Here is a 19,187-nt window from a genome sequence, read left to right as displayed (position 1 = left end):
AAACGGCTAGGAAACCGGGATGTGAAGAGGCTTTGGCGAGGCTCTGTCCCGGTTTTCTGTTGTGAGTCAATGGTGAAGTCTTAGATGATAGCTGGGGTGCCACTTACCTCCCTGTAACTGTTTCCATGATTTACATGAACTTAGGACAGACTAAGATGCACGATAGTTTGTCCTAGTCATTTGCAGAGCCGAGTCACAGAGAACCAGATCAAATTGAAGATCGGATTAAACAACAGCTACCTCTGCCACCTGGGCTAGCTTGACAAATAGCCACTGTTCAGTTGCAGCCTTCTCAAAATGCTGGTAACTGAAGATTTGCTCTAACGATAAGAAACGGAATTGAATTTGTTAGCCTTTGAATTCCTCCAACCTCCTTTTCCTTAAGGGTTTTGCCACCAGTACGCATGTCTATAACGTGGCTGCGGGTAAATTATGACAAACTTTCTAAATTCGCGCTTGCAGCAGGATCAGTCTTATCAGACTGATCGGAGTGTCATAAAACGCCGAAAGCCTCTTCCTGAAAGGATCTCAAATTTCCTTTATGGGAGCATACGGGTTAGTTCATGGGAGCATACGGAGAGCTAATGGTGGCATTTGGAGAGATTTGTCATAAGGTTCAAACTCTTATAGGAAGGGAGTTTGGAAGCGAATTTTGTAAGAACTTTAGCTTATGACAAGCAGGATTTATGACATACCCAAACCGCTTAAACCTTGGCAGTCACGATGAGCGTGGTCAGCAAGTTCATGGAAGCATACGGAGGAATTATGGGGGCATCTGGATCAGTCTGTCATAATCCTATAACCCTTGTGGATATGGGGTTTGAAGATCGTTTAAGACTGCTTAATTTATGACAAGATCAGTGAAATATGACAGATCAAAGGCTCAGAAGCTCTCGGAGGGAGGGTTCGAGTTCGGTGCTGATGGGGCGATCGCCCGATTCAATCTTGGCAATCAAGCTTTGATGCACCCCCAAGGTGCCAGCAAGTTTTGCCTGCGTCCATCCTTTTGCCTTCCGAGCCTCCTTAATTTGAGGTCCGTTTAAGGGCGCAGGAGGTTCAGACTTCAGGCGCTTGGTCTGCCGCTTGTGGGAGCCGTTTAAGGGTGCCATCCGGTCAGGGATGGGATTAGGGGGCTTAATGATCAACCGCTGCTCTAGCCACTGCTCAATCCAGCCTCTGGGCTTCTTAATTTTGGTGTCTGGCTCTAACCAGTCTGGGTAAGGCTTGACGTAGAACCCCGCAGCTTGATCAGCATCATCCGGCTGCCAGCCCAGGCTTTCTAAGAGTCCCAGAGCATGATTCCATCGGTTAAATAAACTACGCGCTTTTTCACTACTCTGACGAGCTTCCTGAATCACCGTTGTCGGTAGAACCGCTTCCAGTAGCGTCTTCACCCGATACTCGTAGGGATTTCGGTCTCTAGCACGAATTCGCACGTCCAGGGTCAGATGAATTGCTAACCTGAGCGTTAGCTCATCGTGGTACGGGTCTAGCTTCAGGATATTCAGCGCCAAGTAGCCAAACTGATACAGGGCTTCCTTTGCCTTACTTCCAGCTTGGTTAAGAAAATGAGCAGTCCATAAGCCAGGGCGGACGGTGATGAAAACTTCGTCTGGCTCGTCGATTCTACCTGTTGTCCAGTCGAACTGTCCGTGGGGATCAATCAACAGTTCCCACATGCGACCGATGGGCGTACTGGCATCCACCTGATTTTTGCCCCGACCTTCAACCCAGACAGCTTTCACGAGCAGACAGGAGAGCGCATAGGCAATACTGGCAACTTCATTCCGCTTGGTAGGCAAGCTCGTGCTGTGGTTCTTGTCCCAACCAAATTCTTCAATAATATCGCTGGCTTTGAGTGTAAACGTGCTTTCCCAGGGAAGCGCCTGCCTCATGGCGTGAGCAGCCAAAATGAATTGCAATTTAACCGTATTAAAACCAAATTTATTGATGATTTGCTCAGCCGCTTCCCAGGGCAGTACTTCAATATCTCCAGGGGTTGTAATATAGTGTTCTAAATAATTACTCTGATTGTTTTTTGAGTGATACCGAAAGTGAGCAATGCCTGAATCATCAGGTTTCCATAATGCAGTATTAAGCTGTGCAGAGATGCTGCTAACAATGGGTAAACCAGTTGGAATTGCTGCAACAGAATCAATTTTGGATAAAGTTCTCTCAGTCGATGGAACTGGTTTTTTTCCATTGTTCTGGTAGATACCCAGTAGCCTTTCTAAGCCTGATAAAGGATAATTTGGTAAATCGAGATCTTGAACAATTAAGTAGGAAATACTTTCGGCGTAGGACTTTTCCAGAAAGTTAATTCTGTTGGTAATAAAGAGCGATTCTTTCTCGAACAGGCAACGGTTTAACTCAAGATAAAACTCTTCTTGACTGAGAGATGTCAAAGCGGTCTCACCGATCTCCGCCTTCATATCTTCTACAGCCCAGGCTATCAGGTTTGACCAAATATCCTTAGCGCTTTTCTCCCAAAGTTCGTTTCTCTCGAAAAACTCTTCGATTAAGCTGCGGATTTGTTGGAGAACGTCTTGATCCAGGTTCGTTTTTAGTTGCAAAGAGCCTGAGGTTGCATCTTGCTCAACTTCAATCGAGGGCAGAGTTTTCCCAGAACCCTTTTTAGTCGTGGGCTGGGCTTGGGCTGATAACCTACCCTTGTAAGCAGTGATCAAGTACTGGGAAATCTCTATTGTGACCCGTTCCAGTAAGCTCGACTTGCTCTGGAGGTACTGAATGGTTGCCTCAATTTGCTGAGGGTTCAGGTTGTCTCTGGCTGCTTGGATGAGGTGGCTTTCGTTATTCGGGTTGGAAGGCTCACCTTTACTGAGAGATTCCCGGTGGCTGAAGAGCGTGAAGGTGGGTTCTTCGGTAACTGACTCGACTTGAGCAGCCCGCTGAACATCCCCCTCCTGGAAATCAGGATGAATAGGGGTTTGAGTTTCAGGCTGCTTTAGTTTATGATCGCCCATGTCTATAACGTTTCTCTCCAGGTGCCAGCCCCCTTGCTGGAGCTGCCTTAAAGTTTGGCATAGCATACCTCAATTTAACACTGGCGCTCATCAAAGAATTCATGCCTGTCTGAACGGGTAGAGCAAAAGATCAGGATTTTCGCTGGAAATTATCCAACAGCTTGTTGGACGATTAGCTGGTTCCAAACAATCATTCATTGTCTTCGCCCACCTGAACCTCCTTTTCAGCCTCTACAGTCAAAATGTTTAATTGGGTTTCGAGTTCTTCAATAGTTGGCAGCTTACCTTTTAATGGCTCCGGTAACGCATCCCGCAGTCGATAAGTTGCAACACCGATCGGGGCTTGCACGGGTTGTAGGGCATACTCGACGGTTGTTTTGTCCTTGGTTTTGCACAGAATAATGCCGATCGTGGGTTGGTCTACCGCTGTTCTCAGCAGATTGTCTACTGCTGTCACATAAAATCCCATCTTGCCTGAAAATTCTGGCTCAAATTCGCCCATCTTCAAGTCGATCACGATATAGCAGTGCAGGCGAACGTGGTAAAAGAGCAAGTCCAATTTATATTCCTTGCCGCTTACCTCCAGTGGGTACTGGCTGCCCAAAAACGAAAACCCTACGCCCAACTCTAGCAAAAAATCGCGAATGTGATCGACGAGCGATCGCTCCAATTCTCGCTCCTGCACCTCCTTACTCAGACTCAAGAACGAAAAATTGTACGGGTCTTTCAGCATCTGGTTAGCTAAATCGGACTGAACTGGAGGCAGCACCCGGTCGAAATTAGTGACTGCCTCTCCCATGCGGTGGTACAGGTCGCTTTCCATCTGATGCACCAGCACATTCCGGCTCCAGCCGTTTTCGATGGTTTGTCGGACGTACCATAACCGCTCCGAGGGGTCTTTGACGCTCTCCAAAATTCGGACGTTGTGACCCCAGGGAATTTGTCCAACAAGCTGTTGGACAATTTGCTCATCCGGGTATGCCTCTGCAAACGCTCGCATATAGAGCAGGTTGGAGCGAGAGAAGCCTGAAATATCGGGAAACTCTCGCTTCAGATCCTTTGCCAGCTTTTCGATCACCTTGGAACCCCAGCCTTGCTCCTGCTGTCGTTTCAGAATCTCGCAACCAATTTGCCAATACAGCGACACCAATTCCCGATTCACTGCTAGAGCTGCCCGCACTTGGGAATTGCGGATGCGCTCCTTCAGGTCGTGGAGAAACTCGTCGTAGCGGAAGTTGGATAGCCCGTCGCTCATACTGATTGGTCTAAATATTTCTGTACTATACAGGGCTGTGTCGTCATTAGTAACCCGACTTAGATTGTAGCTACCGCTCCAACGGTTGCGAGTTTCATGCAAATCCTGAGACCACTTGCCCTGCTGCGGGTGAGTGGTCTTTTCTATGCGGACCTTCTATCTTATGAACCTTTCAACTCTCGATAAGCCTATCCAGCAATTGATTAAACAACTCGATCGCCAACTGGGAAAGGGCACTCTCATGCGTCTCGGCGATGCCAAACACCTGCAAATCGAAACCCTATCAACTGGAATCCCAGAATTAGATGCTGTTTTGGGAAGTGGATTACCTAAAGGACGCATCATCGAAATCTTCGGACCCGAAAGCTCAGGCAAAACGACGTTGGCACTCCACGCGATCGCCCAAGCTCAACGGGCAGGAGGAACGGCAGCTTTCATTGACACGGAACATGCCCTTGATCCGGACTATGCTAAAGCGTTGGGTATAGACATCGATAAACTGCTGGTATCGCAGCCCGATTCGGGTGAAATGGCACTGTCGGTGGCGGAATCGCTGGTGGAGTCAGGGGCGATCGCCCTGATCGTAGTGGACTCAGTTGCTGCGCTCACGCCTCAGGCAGAACTCAATGGAGAAGTCGGGGATTATATGGCTGGGCTGCATTCTAGCCTAATGAGCAAAGCCCTCCGGCGGCTTACGTCTCGACTCAATGCCAAGCAATCTGACTGCATCCTAATTTTCACCAACCAATTACGCTATCAAATCGGTGTGGTCTACGGTTCACCAGAAACGACGACTGGCGGCAGGGCGCTACGGTTCTATGCTTCCATGCGCCTAGAAGTTCGCTGCATTCAAACGCTCCAACGGGGCTTGAATAGCTATGGTATCAAGATCAAAATCAAGGCGGCTAAGAACAAAGTGGCTCCTCCGTTTCGATCGGTTGAGCTAGACCTGCACTTCGGTAAAGGTTTTCAGCAGGGCGGAAATGCACTCATGAAGGGATTGTGTGAAGGGCAATAAGTAGCGGTAGCACAAGTATTTAGGGTGCAAATAAAACCCTTTGTACATCTAAATTTAGAAGAGTGTGCACCCTAAATTAATTTTCAGCTTTTTTGGGCAGTATGCTTGTCCTATAAGCTGTTCTGACATTCAAGGTATTTTTAGGGTGCAGCGCAATGTTCTTTTCGCCTGAGCTTTGAATTTTTTGCACCCTAAAATATGCTCTTATGCCTCGAAAACGCCGATCTGATCAACATCCCGCAACTGTCCAGGAGATTGTGCAACTCGCCTATCAGTTGTCGTCGCCGGAACTGGACGAGTTGATTGCGGCATTGCTGGCACTGCGTGAGGCGTTGGACAAAGAGGATGATGAGGGACAGGAAGTAGCCAATATGTCTTCACCGACCACCAATCGAAAAGGCAAGTCGGCTCACATTGCATGGAAAATGATTAACGGATGCGGTCCCTATCCATACCTGCGATTTCGCGATGGCGAGAAGTACCGCAGCTACTACCTCAAGGGACTCAGGAAGCAAACGGAATAGTTTAAGAGGCTGAAAATCTTCTTTTACCGTTATGTGCAAGAGTTCGTTGCGTGGGCGATAAGACCAGACTCAGGTATGATTGCTGCTTTTACAAAGATTTTCTGACGACACAATATTTGAGCTAATATAAGCGTGAGTTTATCTCTTCCCGCTTAAAATACACATAAACTATGTCGCCCCTAAAACTTCTTGCGTTTTCCTTGGCTCTTGCTGTGGTAATGACACCCCGGATTGCAGTTGCCCAAAAGAAATCGAGTCCGTCACCCTCTTCCTCCATCGATGAGACTATTAGGATAATAAAGGGAGTAACCAATGAGACTATTAGAATAAGAGAGGAATCATCCAGGCTACAAATCATAAGCACTAAGCTAATAACAGGCATTAAACTTTTGAGCAATCGTAGCTATTCTCAAGCCGAAGTTATCCTTCGCGAAGTAGTTCAGCTCGATCCTAATATTTCCATTACTCACTTTCACCTTTGTCGTGCATTACGTGGACAGCAAAAACTCGAAGAAGCAGCCAGAGAATGCCAAATAGCTATGAGCTTATTGGAAAAGCCCTCTAAGACTCAAGGTTACCTATCTTTTCTTAGTGTTAAACCGGGAGAAATTTACTCTTATTTAGGTTATGTTCTGATGGATCAGAAAAGATTTGATGAAGCAGTTGATACTTACCATAAAGCAATTCAACTTGATAAAAGTAATGCCTCTGCCTATCACGGCTTAGGCAATGCATTGAGGGAGCAAGGAAAATTAGATGGTGCGATCGCTGCTTACCGCAAAGCTACTCAACTAGTCAATGACTATACTTCTGCCTATGCCAATCTGGGTAATGCATTAAGAGAACAGAAAAAATTGGATGAGGCAATTGCTGCTTACAGTAAAGCAATTAGCTTACCAAATTTTCAGGGGGATTCAGCGGTCTCTGCTCATGCGATCGCCCACACTGGTCTTGGTTTAGCTCTTCAATCGCAAGGAAAATTTCTAGAAGCCAGAGAAGAACTTAGTAAGGCAATGGCGATTGATCCCAATTATGATTTGCCGAGAGTAGCCCTTTCAAAAATTCCTAGCACCTCTGTAGATCCGAAGCCAGTTCAAGCCAGTAGGGACTGGGAATCTGTCAAACGGGCCGTTTTTAGAATAAGCATTAATTATTCTGGCGGAAATGTGGGGGGAACAGGTTGGTTAATCAAACGTGTAGGAGATACAGCTTGGGTAGTGACTAACCGACATGTAGCTTGTGGTGAGGACAGTCGAAAACGGCAAAGCTCCCGTATCGAGATCAAACTTTATGGGGAACCATCTAAACGATTTCAAGCAGCAGCCCAATGCTTTAACGATCCTGATTTAGCGTTGCTAGAAGTGCGTGGTTTACCCAACGATATCATCCCATTATCTCCTATTTCCAAACTACCTACAGACCGTAGTGAACTAGCAACTCTCAAAGTGACTGTTATCGGGTATCCAAATACTAGTTCAACAGGCTTGCTTATAGATAATGGTGAGATTCTCAATGCAACTACTAATAATTTGACTATTAAAAATGTTGTACAAGGTGATGGAAGTTCTGGTAGCCCTATATTAAACGAACAGCGTCAAGTAATTGGTACAGTATCTCAGACCCAGACTGCTGACCAGATACCAAGTAGTACTAGTGGTTTTTTACTTGCTATACCAATTGATCTGATTCAGCAGAAATTAAATGGATGGTTGAATTAAGAAATAACTATGGGCATTAAAGTTTTACCTGCTATTTTCCTGTTTCTGGCTTGGAATTACTTACCTGCCCAAGCGCAGACTTGTAAAGATGGCGATTCTCAGTCTATTAACTACATTTTGCGAAAGAATGATCCTCGCTGCGAAGGACTCAAGCCTTTTAATGTTGGTGGAGATTTTACATTAGTTTCTTTCGCAGTAGGAAAAATCAATCCCAGTGGAGGTGTCCTCACTCTACAAGTACCTAACCAGGGAACCACACAGAAGCCCTTTGTAAGGGTAATTTCGTTTAGAAAAAATTATCAACTTGATCCTATTTCACTTCAAGAGAGTGGTTCTTGGTTTAAGTTCAATTGGTCAAATTTTGTCCTGGAGCAAGCAAAAATTTCACTCAATAGCTTGAGAGCACTAGCATCTAGTCAATTAGGTTCTCAAACTGTTTATTTGCCAGTTCGGTTGGGGCAGTCATCTGGTAAATATGATTTTGTCATCTACAGCGGTCGTCGCGTCAGGATTCTAAAATTTCAAATTAGTAGTAAAGGTAGTGTAACTTACAGTACTTCTCGACCAGTATTTCAACCTGCCGGAGAGCAGGGTTTTGCATGGGATGGGCGCAATACGCCAAAAGGTCGCTACGAACTGCGCGTAAATGCTGAAATGGAGCAAGGGGATCGATCTCCTGAACCAGTTTCGATCAACGTTGCCTTTGAGCATGATCCCCAATGGCTAAAATAAACGCGTGGATGACAATTCGTAAACACCTGATCCAAGTTTCCATGTGGATTTGGATGGTGTTATTTCTGCCTTTCACGAGGAGAGTTAGAATTTGGATCAAAACCGTTTATAGGTATCTAGCTAGTGATCGACGCTTCACAGTAGTTTTAGTTTTCACGCTGCTGCTAGTTTGTTTCCTTCTTTGGGGATATCAACCTGCTCCCCAGGTTTTTGAAGGTAATTTGACTGTCACCAAGATCAGCTTTACTTGTACTCAACCTGAGCAACTCTTACTAAGAAATTTGCGGAAAATCCGTAGCCTCACTATTGAGGGGTATCAAACCATTTCACTGGAAAATACGGTTGCTAGTAAACCCTTTCAAAGCGAAATGGAACCCCGCTTGAAGCAGCTTAAAAGGCTACAGATTGAACTGCCCGATGAGAAAAGCTATTGGAGGATTGCCTCTACTAATCCCAAAGGCTCTGATCTCGATTTGATTGACTTAATCTTAGAGAAAGCTACAGAAGTTCGAGAACTGAGCTACACTCCCTCTAGTCGCTTTCTCTCCTTTTCTTTGGAATCTAACTTGCTACAGAAGTCTTCTAACCAAGGGTTTCTACGTCTCAATTCTACTGGAAGACTGCAATTAACCTTGATGAATTACCGTCTTCCTAGTCTAAACCGACAGGATGACAGCACACCTTTGGAATTTAGCTTTGAACCTACTGAGTTTATTCTTCCAATCATCGGCTCCTTAACCTTTGGTATAGAGCTATTTGATTCTGATGAACAACCATTTTGGCAGGATATTAAGGTTAAAGATGTAAAACTTGAACAACAATTCCAAAAAAGCGATGATCTCAGTAAAAATGTCCTAGAATCTTCAATCACTACAGGCACTATTCGCATGGCAGAGCGGCAACTCAGTCTTGAAGAAGGTCAATTTTTGAAGATTCAGTCGCCAGGAATTGAAAGTCTGCGTCGTCTACGAATAGCTCATTCTAAGCCTAATGAAGCTCCAGAACTTCAGATTGCAGGTCAAACACTCAAAGTTTCTGAACCGGTCACCGGTTTAAAAGTGGATATTTCTGGTAGAACTCCGCTCATCATGGCGGGTCTCAATCCTGACCTCCCAATTGCGCGTATTCAAGGTAGTTTCTTTGCCCGTTTTCTACCAAATGATGCGATTGTTGCCTTAGTCTCATTTTGTAGTGCTTTAATCCTCTCACTCTTAGCCTGGTTGGTTGATAACTTCTCAAAGTCAAAATCGTAAGACTTCAATGGATCTCAATTCATAACGAGTGTCTTTGCAATAGAAGTTTGCTCTCACAACGTCGATTTTTTAGAATTGAGTTTACTGCCTTCCAAATTTCATGCAGAATTAACTCAAAGCTCCAATTCAAAGGTGCTAGAGCGATAGAGATCGTGATTAGGAGATGATTGGGTTTTGTTATGTGGCTTAGGTTTTGGTAATGGTTGCGGTGGAATATATCCTTGATTAGTGAAGCTGTAAGGATTTGTTGATGTCTGGTAAGGCGCGAATGCCCCAGCATCTGGATTTGGATTAGCAGCCGTGTCCAGGTATGAAGTATCCAGTAGGTTGGCGCGATCGTAGACATTCTCCTGATATCCAGAAGTCCAAGTGTCTAGCGGGGCGTAACTTGTCTGTTGCTGATCAGTAGCCTCTGTTGCCCCATACCCAGTGCCGTCGCCATAGCCAGGAGATTTGTAACTTGTCAGTAGCTCAGAAGGTAAGCCACTGGTTTTACCAGTGCGACTTGAACAGCTTTTAGCGTTTCCGGCGTTCCTGAGCGCGTGTAAAGTAACTCCCACGGTGGCTTGAACCGAACCGTAGGAGGATAAACACATGTCGGAATTGTATCAAAGCCTTTCTCACAGCAAGTGGGATTGCAAGTATCACGTGATTTTCGTGCCCAAGTATCGTCGAAAGACCATGTTTTTGGAGTTGCGGCAATATTTGGGGCTGGTGTTTCATGAGTTGGCGCGTCAAAAAGAATGCCAGATCATCGAAGGACATTTGCTGGTGGATCATGTGCATATGTGCATTGCGATTCCGCCGAAACATGCAGTGTCGTCCGTGATCGGCTTTCTCAAGGGCAAAAGTGCCATTGCAATTGCCCGTCGATTCAAAGGCAAGCAGCGCAATTTTGAGGGAGAGAATTTCTGGGCACGGGGCTACGCCGTCTCAACCGTTGGATTTGAAGAGGAGGTGGTGCGTCGGTATATCCGAGAGCAAGAAGTGTTTGAGCAAAGTGGACGATTCTAATTGACTCACAGACACCTTCAGCAAGGACACCCGCCCTTGGCGGTCACATTCATCAAGCCACCAGCTTTGCTGGGGGTGTCTGACTCGGTGCTTCATAGCCAGAAGATTTGTAACCAGGTGAATCATAGCCAGAGCAGCCGTAAGCATCGTCTGTGCCATAGCCATTCGAGTTGGTATCATTCATGGAAGTTTCTCCTTGAGTAGGTGATTCGTTTACGAGGCAGCAGCATCACTATCGAACTGAAATAGTCGTTGCTCCGGCATTGCCCATTGGCTAGTGTCCGGTGAGGCAGCAGGACGGGCGAACGATGCGCGGTTGCGAATTGCTAGAATCGCTTCCTCTTCTCGAATCATCGCAGGCACCATTAGCGATCGCTGATACAACAAGTCTTCCAGCGCGCAGTGTCCTGGTCTACCTTGATAAAACGCTTCCTGGGCTGCTTTTTGCACGATGAGAGCAATCTCGGCTGGTGTGCAGAGGTGAGTCGCTTTGAGTAGTCGTCGCCAGTCGCGATCGCTCAATGGTGAATGGGTAGAGTCACGAAATGCTGGAAAGTACTTTGCCAGATGCAGGTCAAAGATTTCTTTTCTGGCTCCGGCGTGGGGGAGATCGACAAAGACGATCGTGTCAAAACGACGGACTAGTTCTGGTGGGAGTTTCTCTAGTCGGTTACAGGTGACGACCACGTACACTGGCTCAATTCGTTCCTGCATCCAGGTGAGAAGTTTGTTTGCCAGCCTACTCTCTACGCCTCCGTCCATATCAGAATTCCAGCCAGCAAAGCCCTTGTCAAAATCGTCAAAGAACAGCACAACGGGTGCGTTGATGCAGCACTGTTGAAGCAGAAAATTGAGGTTCTTTTCTGACTGTCCAGGTTTGGGTGATCGCAAACTACCCCAGTTGGCAGCAATCAGCGGCACACCCATCTTGAGCGCCGCATGTTTGGCAGAGAGGCTTTTACCTGTTCCTGGTGGACCCCAGAGCAAAATGCCTTTCGGAAGTGACAGTCCATACTGAGTAGCGCGTGGTGATAATAGACTACAATCCCGCTCTAAGACCGCTTCCAGCAGATCCAATCCTCCAACAGGGACATCAGGCTGGGCAATGAACTCCAGTCCTCGCCCTTTAAGCTTGGAAACTTTGTAAGCGAGTACGGATTGAGCCAGTTCCACAGTGCTGGAACAGCTTACGCTCAGTCGAGATAGAACTAACCGCAACTCGCCATCCGGCAAACCCAGGCAGGCACGTACCAGAAACCGTTGCTCCCCAACCATGCCAGGATGCTGAGTACAAAACTCCGCTACGAGATGAGTAACCGCTTCACCTTCTGGAAGAAGATTTTCCAGTGTGGGGATAAGCGCCATCAGTTCGATCGGGAACTGCACATACTCATCGACCAGTACAATTTTGAGGTCTGGCTGTTGCTGGAGGGCATAAAAAGTATCGGTCAGTTCTGCCACTTGTTCGGCGCTCAATTCACCAGTGTCATCAAGCTCCAAGAGTCCTTCTAAAATGAACCAGCCATTGGAGTGGCGGTTGATGGCGAATTGCAAAATATCATCAATGCGATCGCTGCCGAAGGTCCTCAACAACAATTTATTGTCGAGTTGTTCAACCTGCTGAAGTATTTTGAAGCCAGCGCTCCAAAAAAGCAGAGGAGTATCTGTCCAGGATAGGATCTGCTCCAGGAGCGATCGCCGCTCAGTGATTGGAGACTGAACCGCGACTAGTTGAGTGCCTGCTCGAAAAAGATTAGGAAGGTTATTCAGGGCAGTGCTTGAGGAGTCAACCATTGCACTTACGCTTCTCGACTCATTCAGTAAATCAAAGCTTGAAGTGATTCTCCCCTACAAATTGGCTAAGAAAATATCTCCTGATCGGCAGAGGACGTAGCTGGATGTCCCATCTGGATAAGGAGAATCCTCCCATTGTTCTGAGGTGTAGAGCGAATCGCGTTTCTTACAACAAGAAGCGAAGTGTTCATACCACTGGCAATGAAGCGAATCCGAACATTCCCTGCTTGTCTCGCAAGAGTAATTCAGTCCGTGCTGTTGGGGCTGATGTGCATTCTCCTCTATATAGTTACCTGGAGTGATCCTGCTTTGGCAGTCGAGACCAGTGGATTGCCGACTCAAATTCAGACGATTGGAACAGGCGAACAGCTACTCACGCCAGACTGGAGCGCCATCAGTTTGTCCAATATGCCACCGATTCAAAGCAACGGTAGTGTCACGATCGATGGAGAGCCAGTGAAATGGCAGCGAGGGCAAACTCCGGATCAGTTCTTGCGGGTTGGAGATTTGGCCCCAGCACTGGGGGCAGAAAACCTGACGCTTGGTGCTGTGGCAGAGTCTACAAGAACTGACATTGAGCAAATTGCTCTCAGTGCCTTCACGCTTGTAGCTCAACAACAACTTGGACATTTGGTTGCAGTTGTCCCCGAACTTGCCAACCGGTTTGTGAGTGAAGTACCACCGATTCGAGATCTAGTCAAAGCTGTCTCTGGAAACCAAAACGGCACGATCGCGCAAGTGCTGGAAAATAATCCGGCTACCGCCACCCAAAAACTTGGCTCCATCAATCTAAGTCAATACCCAATCTCTTCGATTCCTAATTTGGATGTAGTGTCCTTCAAAGATTTTCAAGATTGGCAATCTACTAAAGTGAGCGGAGTTCCAGGACTAGGAGATTTGCCGTTGAATGCATTTCCCCAACCGCTCGATGGAATGGGAAATGTGGTTGCTCGCATCGACATGATTTACGGACCCGGTGAAGCAAAACGCGATCGCGCCATTTCAGGTTCTTACCAGCAAGGATTCAGCGTTGCATGTGGAAGCCGCTGTGCCTATATGGAACTCGATGATCTGGAAAATTCGGGACGTAACACACGGGGGAGCTTTGAAGGTAAGCAGTGGATTTCTGGTAAATATCAAACGGTTAATGGTGGTGAGGGCTGTTTAGCGGATGTGAATAGTGGCAAAGAACCCACGGGCAGACACCCATTTGGTTCACTATTCAAAGTCGTGGTGATGGAACCTAATGAGCAGACCGATCGGGTGAATACAGCCTTGTATTTCCGTTTCAGCACCTTCTGCGGTTCGTCACCCTATATCCTGGGACCGATTCCTTTCTTCAGTTACACAGCAAACTCCCCTATTTTTGTGGGTGCTCCAGACTGGCGAGAGACTTCTACTGGAATGTCTGCCCCGACTAATGCCCGAATCGGTGAGACTGCAAGTGATTTAGGCAACTTGGGTGGAAATGACAGTCTGTCTGGAAAACTTCTGGCACTTTGCTCTGGTAAAACTGTGCAAGGATTGAATTTAGAGGGACTGGCGCAAGCGATTGCCGCGATCGAGAGTCGAGGCAATGGTGGGTACAACGCTGTGGGTGTCTATACCTGTGCAGATGGAGGACGCAACTGCGGGAGAGGACTGGGCAAGTACCAGTTCATGAACTATAACGAATACGCCGCTGACCTGATTTCTGCCCGCTCTGATGGTCAGGTTTTTTTGCGTCGAGTGGAGCGAGGTTACCAACCGACCTCTGCTGATCTGATGCAGTACTTCCCACCGGAAGATCAAGACCGAGCATTTCAAAATTCGCTTGCTGACAAACTCACTACTACTGCTAGAGAAATTGATCCTAAAACTGAGCAGCCTTTCACGGGCGATCGCCTGCTTGAACGAGTTGCCCAAAAACACTTTGGTGGAGACTACTCAGCGGTTGATGGGGGTAGTTCCGATGCATCAGGGCAGTTGTCGCTGGCTGCCTATGGCACTAAAGCTAGAACTTATTACAAATCGAATGGCAAAGGGAACTGCCAAACGACTGCCTTAACCAAGACCAAAGCAATTGGAAAAGGCTCTAGCAAAGCTGTCAATGGAGTGAACACCAAAATCACTAATACCACTAAACAACTTTTCGGAATGAACACCTCTGCTGGACCCGATGGCGGTGCCAATGCCTGTGCTTGGACAGTCAATAAAGTGTTGGCAGAGGCGGGAATTCGTCCCCTTGGAGCAAATCCGAACTATGTTCCGTCTGTCGTGGATGACCTCAGAGCAAACAGAGGGCAGAAGATATTGGCTGCGCAAGCAAAAGCGGGTGACATTATCATTGCTAAGGATCAACGCCATATTGGAATTTGTCTCAAAGATGGATGCTCTGAAGTCCTATCCAACTCGTCTAGTCGTGCCTCATTTCGTTGGAAATCCAGCCGCACTTTTGATGGTGCTTATGACCAATATGGCGGTTCAGAAGAAATTTACCGAGTAACCAAGTAAGGAGAAACCAATGACTCGATATACCAAAATAGCCTTCATACTGCTGTTTGCGGCGGCGATCGCGACCACGATTGCTATTGAACCCTGGATACACCCCACTCAAGCAACTGCATCTCAACCAATTCAAATGACTCAAAGCTCTGATCAAGCGATTGTCAAAAAAGTCGTCCAGCAGCAGTTAGGCAAATCAAAACAGTTCAAAGTGCGAAAGATTGCAGTGGCATCTAGCTATGCATTGGTGTCCTGGGTTGAAGGCGAAGCCGGTGGTCAGGCGCTGTTGCAAAAGCAAGCTGGAACCTGGAAAATTCTCACTCACGGGGGTGGCTGGTTGGGACTGGGCGGATTGAAACAATCTGGTGTACCACAGGCGATCGCTGAACGACTGCTGACTCAAATTGATCCCAAGTGGCGTAATTACGAGCAATAGGAGCAGTAACTGTGACTCAAACTACTCAAGCGACTCAAGCTCCACCCTTCCCACCAGTCCCAAAATTCTGGGTACGATTTGCTCTTCTATTTCGGGTTGGTGTGGCGATCGCTCTACTCATCACCACCCTTGGACTCGCTGGATGCACAAGCAAAGCATTGGCACTAAACGGCAAACCTTTGAACTGGACAGAGGCTCAGAGAGTTGTTCCTCAAGAAGTTATCCAGACTGCTGTTCAACAAATTACATCGACCCCTCCCGATCAAGAGGGACAACTGCCAGTGCTGGCAACCCAGATGGAGAGTAAGCAAGGGCGAATTATTTTCTTCAACTTCTCCCAATCCCCTCAACTGTGTGGTCAGTTGGGATGCCTCTTTGCAGCATATCTTGAGCAACATACCCAGTATCGATTGGTGTGGAGCAGCTATCTGTCTCCCAATCTCCCCAAACACATTCCGTTACTGGCTCAGTATGAGGAAAAAGAAATGCCCTCATTTATTGCCAATCAGGTTGAAGGAAATCAGCTTCGGCAGGTCGTCTACAGTTGGGATGGTAATCAGTACGCTCCTGAGCAGACAGTACTCAACAGCCAACTCCTTGAACCCAGTCATTCTAATCGGGGTGCTTCAAAAGTTGAAAAAATAAAAATCTAAAATTCATTGATGTCTCGGTACTGGTTTGAAGGCAGCAATCTGTTAGCCAAGTGGTTAATGATTTATTGACCCGAGGAATAAATCTTATGTTCTATTAGCAGTGACGCCAACTGCCTAAATCTCCCCCTTGGCTAGCTGTTGAAGCTCGTCGAGCAATTGCTCTAGTCGCTGGCGTTTACTCGGATCTTCCCAAACTGTAGACGATTTCAATGTTTTAGAAACTTGGCTGAATCTTTGCTTCAGTTCTGTGTCTTCTAACGTGGCAGATTTAGTTTTCTCATTAATCGCTGTCCGAATCTGATTCAGTGACCACTGTTCTGTCGTGGTTTGCTCCAAGAGGTCACTTAATACCTCAGGATCTTTTACTCGTGCCAATGCCCTTGCCTTCGTGTACTCAATCTTGCCTGCTTGAAGTGCCTCAAGAACTGGTTGTGGCAGATTTAGTAGAGGTAAACGGTGAGTAGCAAAGGATTCCCAACTCATCTTGCCTACAATTTGAAAGATTGCTTCAACGATCTCTAGCGTCTCTTCACTTCCGACAACGTTGTCGGAACCACGTTTTGCAAGTCGATGGAGAAGCTGAGAGACTTCACTGGTCGGCATGTCCAGCTTGGCACCTAACAAAGTAAGGATTCCTTCTGTTTCTTCCACAGGATTAAGGTCTTCCCGCTGTAGGTTTTCAATTAGTGCCAGTTCAACTGCCTGTAAGTCACTGAGTTCCCGAATAACTACAGGAACTTCCTGTAATCCAATTTCCTTCGCTGCCCGATAGCGTCGTTCTCCAGCGACCAACTCATAGCGATCGCCTGCAATTGGACGAACCAACAGTGGCTCTAAAATGCCGTGCACCCTGATCGATTCAGCCAACTGCTGAAGTTTTTGCAAGTCAAAATAGCGGCGGGGTTGTTGAGCTGGTAGTTGGATGCTGGCTAAACTAACGCTAGTTGCGTCCTTTACTTCCACGCTGAGATGCTCTGTTGGGCTAAAAATACTTGCTACAGAGCTTGTTTTGAAAGGATTAGTACCGAGACCTCGTTTAGACATAAAACCCTACAACTCCTGAATATCTTTCCGACAACGTTGTCGGAAAAAGAAATGATCGAACCTGTGTCAACTGCTAAAGCCGTTTGAGCATTTCATTGATCAGCTCTTTATAAGCTTTTGAGCCTGTTCCTTTAGGATCATGATCAAAGATTGAAATGCCAAAGCTGGGAGCTTCGGAAATCCGGACGGTTGTAGGAATAATCACCTTAAACATGGCTGCCTTAAAATGCTCTTGTAAATAAATCAACACGTCCTTGCCAATCTTTTGCCGTCCATCAAACTTCGTTGCAAGCACACCTAACAACTTCACGTCGTGATCCAGAAAGTTTTTGACCAGATTAAAAGCATACTCCACTCCCTGAACGCCTAACAGTCCCACGTAACTCATATCAACTGGGACGATCACTCCATCACTGGCTTTGAGGGCGTTGATTGAAAAGACTCCTATGTTAGGTGGGCAATCAATCAGGATAAAATCATACTTGGCATCAATCTCAGCCAGCAATCGCTTCAGAAGATTTTCTCGCCCCGGCAATCCCGAGATTTGCAGTTCTTCGACAGCAAGCAGGATGTTGGAGGGTAGAACATCGACTCGGTTATCGCAAACGGGGACGATCGCTTGCTTGAGAAGTTTTTTGCGCTCAGCGGCTGTCTCGCTCTGAAGCACATCCTTCAGTTGGGTTTCTAGCTTCCAAATTTCAATACCGAGTGAAGCACCGGAGGTTCCCTGTGGATCGATATCGACTAATAAGACCTTTTTTCCCTTAAATCGGGAGAGTCCGTCTGCCAAGTTGGTTGCAGTCGCAGACTTACCAACGCCTCCCTTCATATTGAAAATCGCAATTTTGTATGCCATGACGTTGACTACAGCAACTAAGGTTTAGTATGTCAGATGATTGGAGAGTTGAAGAAACTTTATGGGATGAAATGATAGCGTGGAGACCAATTCCCTGTTCACTGTCAGTTTATATAGGCTTCAAAATACGGATTCAGGCAGCAGTTTTAGGCTAAAGCTGAACGGACGCTTTGCTTAAGCGACCCCACACAAAATTGTTTTTGCGTCGTAAAATTCACCTTGCTGCTCTAATTTAAAGCCACCCAACAGTAAACCCAACCAGACCTCAACCCAGTCCATCTGTAAGTCCTGAACCAATTCGTTCAGCAAAGCAGGCTTGTCTGTTTGTATAAAAAACTCTCGTAACCGAGTACTCCAGTCTTCTACGGCTTCGGCATGAGCAACCGCTAGTGCTTGCTGCTTGGCTTGCTCTTCGTCCAGCATTAAGAGGAGTGCTTCCTTGTTACATTCTTCGACTACCGATTGAATTCCTTTTTCGCGCTGACGGTTGGTCGGTGGGACAAGGAGTTGATCGAGATTCAGACTAACTGACTGACGAATAAATGGTTCAAGAAACTCGCGACTTAAGCAGATTTTTATCTGAGGTTCTGTCTGAAGTGAATGCTGAGAATGCTCAAGCCCATCTAAGATTTGCTGTGCGCGACCGCAAACTACTTCGACAATTTGAGCGATCGCATCTCCAGCAATCTGAAGCTGTTGATATTTTGGCAAAGGCTGCAATGCCTCCTCCAATACCTGCCAAAGTTGCTTTAAGTCAGCGGTGGGTGGATCTGCCAGTGCCTGATGTAAATCGAGTTCCAACTGAGTTCCCTTCATGGCATTTCCTCATCGCAATTCAGTTGGATTGGCAGCAGGGGCAGGACGCAAAGGACAGGGATGAATCGGGCAATCCTCTGGTTGAATCTCAATAAACGTATCCTCAAACCGCTCAATATCAAAGGCTTCCTGTAGCTTCTGTTGCATTTGCTGAAGATAGGCGTTAAGGTCGGGGCCACGCATTCCTACGGTGTGCTGAAGTTGAATTCGCCCTGCCAGCCGTCCTTGCTGCCAAACCTCTGCCCCGATCGCATGAATGGGAGCACCTGGATTGCGCCGGACGAACATCAGAAAAGCTGCCAGGGTTTCCGGTTCGGGTAACGTGACTTCAAGCGGTTGATCTGGATTCAGTGATGGAACTGCTTTACTTGCAAGTCGTCGCTCTTGCTGGCGCTTCTCATTATTCTGCTGCCGATTGCGATAATGCGATCGTCGCCGATGGCACACGTTTGGATTCCAGCAATGTTGAGCTTTCGCTTCCTCAACGGGCAGTAGGGCACACTTCATACAAATTCGGCTGACAGAACGACCCATTCGCTTGTTTTCTCAACTTGTGATTTTAATAATAAGTTGACCACAGCTTAAGGCAAAAGATGACCATTGCGG

Annotated in this window: 18 protein-coding genes; 9 read left to right on the top strand and 9 right to left on the bottom strand. The window is 46.8% G+C overall.

Translation table 11 applies throughout. The features are described from left to right. Nucleotides 1-875: 875 nt before the first annotated feature. Together ACKFKF_RS15655 and ACKFKF_RS15650 are read right to left on the bottom strand one after the other, a co-directional pair. On the bottom strand, nt 876-2,984 hold the full coding sequence (locus tag ACKFKF_RS15655; RefSeq protein ID WP_446868526.1) for a helix-turn-helix domain-containing protein: 2,109 nt from the start codon (nt 2,982-2,984) through the stop codon (nt 876-878). Between the two features lie 190 nt (nt 2,985-3,174). After that, a complete protein-coding gene (locus ACKFKF_RS15650; protein WP_446868525.1) occupies nt 3,175-4,341 on the bottom strand; it encodes a PDDEXK nuclease domain-containing protein in 1,167 nt (388 codons plus the stop codon). 61 nt (nt 4,342-4,402) lie between these two features. Between ACKFKF_RS15650 and recA the strand changes: the two genes are divergently transcribed. The 5 genes from recA (at nt 4,403) to ACKFKF_RS15625 (ending at nt 9,484) form a co-directional block, all read left to right on the top strand. After that, a complete protein-coding gene (gene recA / locus ACKFKF_RS15645; protein ID WP_446868524.1) occupies nt 4,403-5,257 on the top strand; it encodes a recombinase RecA in 855 nt (284 codons plus the stop codon). 206 nt (nt 5,258-5,463) lie between these two features. Beyond that, a complete protein-coding gene (locus ACKFKF_RS15640) occupies nt 5,464-5,781 on the top strand; it encodes a hypothetical protein (protein WP_446868523.1) in 318 nt (105 codons plus the stop codon). A gap of 389 nt (nt 5,782-6,170) precedes the next feature. After that, nucleotides 6,171-7,499, top strand: coding sequence for a tetratricopeptide repeat protein (locus ACKFKF_RS15635; RefSeq protein WP_446868522.1), 1,329 nt, complete (start codon nt 6,171-6,173; stop codon nt 7,497-7,499). Between the two features lie 9 nt (nt 7,500-7,508). Next, a complete protein-coding gene (locus tag ACKFKF_RS15630) occupies nt 7,509-8,231 on the top strand; it encodes a hypothetical protein (RefSeq protein WP_446868521.1) in 723 nt (240 codons plus the stop codon). After that, on the top strand, nt 8,219-9,484 hold the full coding sequence (locus ACKFKF_RS15625) for a hypothetical protein (RefSeq protein ID WP_446868520.1): 1,266 nt from the start codon (nt 8,219-8,221) through the stop codon (nt 9,482-9,484). Before ACKFKF_RS15630 ends, ACKFKF_RS15625 begins: the two co-directional genes overlap by 13 nt. A gap of 113 nt (nt 9,485-9,597) precedes the next feature. On the opposite strand, the gene ACKFKF_RS15620 is transcribed toward ACKFKF_RS15625, so the two are convergent. Further along, a complete protein-coding gene (locus tag ACKFKF_RS15620) occupies nt 9,598-10,080 on the bottom strand; it encodes a hypothetical protein (RefSeq protein WP_446868519.1) in 483 nt (160 codons plus the stop codon). On the opposite strand from ACKFKF_RS15620, the gene tnpA reads away from it, so the two are divergent. Continuing rightward, the gene (gene tnpA / locus ACKFKF_RS15615) at nt 10,079-10,498 is read left to right on the top strand and encodes an IS200/IS605 family transposase (RefSeq protein ID WP_446865813.1); all 420 of its coding nucleotides are present in this window, start codon (nt 10,079-10,081) and stop codon (nt 10,496-10,498) included. The genes ACKFKF_RS15620 and tnpA overlap by 2 nt on opposite strands. Nucleotides 10,499-10,550: 52 nt before the next feature. On the opposite strand, the gene ACKFKF_RS15610 is transcribed toward tnpA, so the two are convergent. Together ACKFKF_RS15610 and ACKFKF_RS15605 are read right to left on the bottom strand one after the other, a co-directional pair. After that, nucleotides 10,551-10,682 (bottom strand): hypothetical protein, encoded by a 132-nt coding sequence (locus tag ACKFKF_RS15610; protein ID WP_446868518.1) that lies wholly within the window; start codon nt 10,680-10,682, stop codon nt 10,551-10,553. A 29-nt stretch (nt 10,683-10,711) separates the two neighbouring features. Beyond that, entirely contained in the window at nt 10,712-12,292 is a 1,581-nt protein-coding gene (locus tag ACKFKF_RS15605; protein WP_446868517.1) for an ATP-binding protein, read from the bottom strand. A 201-nt stretch (nt 12,293-12,493) separates the two neighbouring features. On the opposite strand from ACKFKF_RS15605, the gene ACKFKF_RS15600 reads away from it, so the two are divergent. The 3 genes from ACKFKF_RS15600 to ACKFKF_RS15590 are packed head-to-tail and all read left to right on the top strand — an operon-like array spanning nt 12,494 to nt 15,865. Then, nucleotides 12,494-14,785, top strand: coding sequence for a hypothetical protein (locus ACKFKF_RS15600; protein WP_446868516.1), 2,292 nt, complete (start codon nt 12,494-12,496; stop codon nt 14,783-14,785). Between the two features lie 10 nt (nt 14,786-14,795). Further along, complete coding sequence (locus tag ACKFKF_RS15595) at nt 14,796-15,212, top strand: hypothetical protein (RefSeq protein WP_446868515.1); 417 nt, start codon at nt 14,796-14,798, stop codon at nt 15,210-15,212. An 11-nt stretch (nt 15,213-15,223) separates the two neighbouring features. Continuing rightward, nucleotides 15,224-15,865, top strand: a complete 642-nt coding sequence (locus ACKFKF_RS15590) for a hypothetical protein (RefSeq protein WP_446868514.1) — start codon at nt 15,224-15,226, stop codon at nt 15,863-15,865. Between the two features lie 114 nt (nt 15,866-15,979). Here the strand turns inward: ACKFKF_RS15590 and ACKFKF_RS15585 are convergent, their stop codons facing one another. The 4 genes from ACKFKF_RS15585 to ACKFKF_RS15570 all read right to left on the bottom strand — a co-directional run bounded on the left by ACKFKF_RS15585 (nt 15,980) and on the right by ACKFKF_RS15570 (nt 19,115). Continuing rightward, nucleotides 15,980-16,909 (bottom strand): ParB/RepB/Spo0J family partition protein, encoded by a 930-nt coding sequence (locus ACKFKF_RS15585; RefSeq protein WP_446868513.1) that lies wholly within the window; start codon nt 16,907-16,909, stop codon nt 15,980-15,982. Between the two features lie 73 nt (nt 16,910-16,982). Then, the gene (locus ACKFKF_RS15580) at nt 16,983-17,765 is read right to left on the bottom strand and encodes a ParA family protein (RefSeq protein WP_446868512.1); all 783 of its coding nucleotides are present in this window, start codon (nt 17,763-17,765) and stop codon (nt 16,983-16,985) included. 174 nt (nt 17,766-17,939) lie between these two features. After that, nucleotides 17,940-18,581, bottom strand: coding sequence for a hypothetical protein (locus ACKFKF_RS15575; protein WP_446868511.1), 642 nt, complete (start codon nt 18,579-18,581; stop codon nt 17,940-17,942). Between the two features lie 9 nt (nt 18,582-18,590). Then, complete coding sequence (locus ACKFKF_RS15570; RefSeq protein WP_446868510.1) at nt 18,591-19,115, bottom strand: hypothetical protein; 525 nt, start codon at nt 19,113-19,115, stop codon at nt 18,591-18,593. Between the last annotated feature and the right edge of the window lie 72 nt (nt 19,116-19,187).

The sequence above is a fragment of the Phormidesmis sp. 146-12 genome, assembly GCF_052939495.1.
The sequence above is the reverse complement of the archived record's forward strand: the minus strand, read 5'-3'. Positions and strand labels throughout refer to the sequence as shown.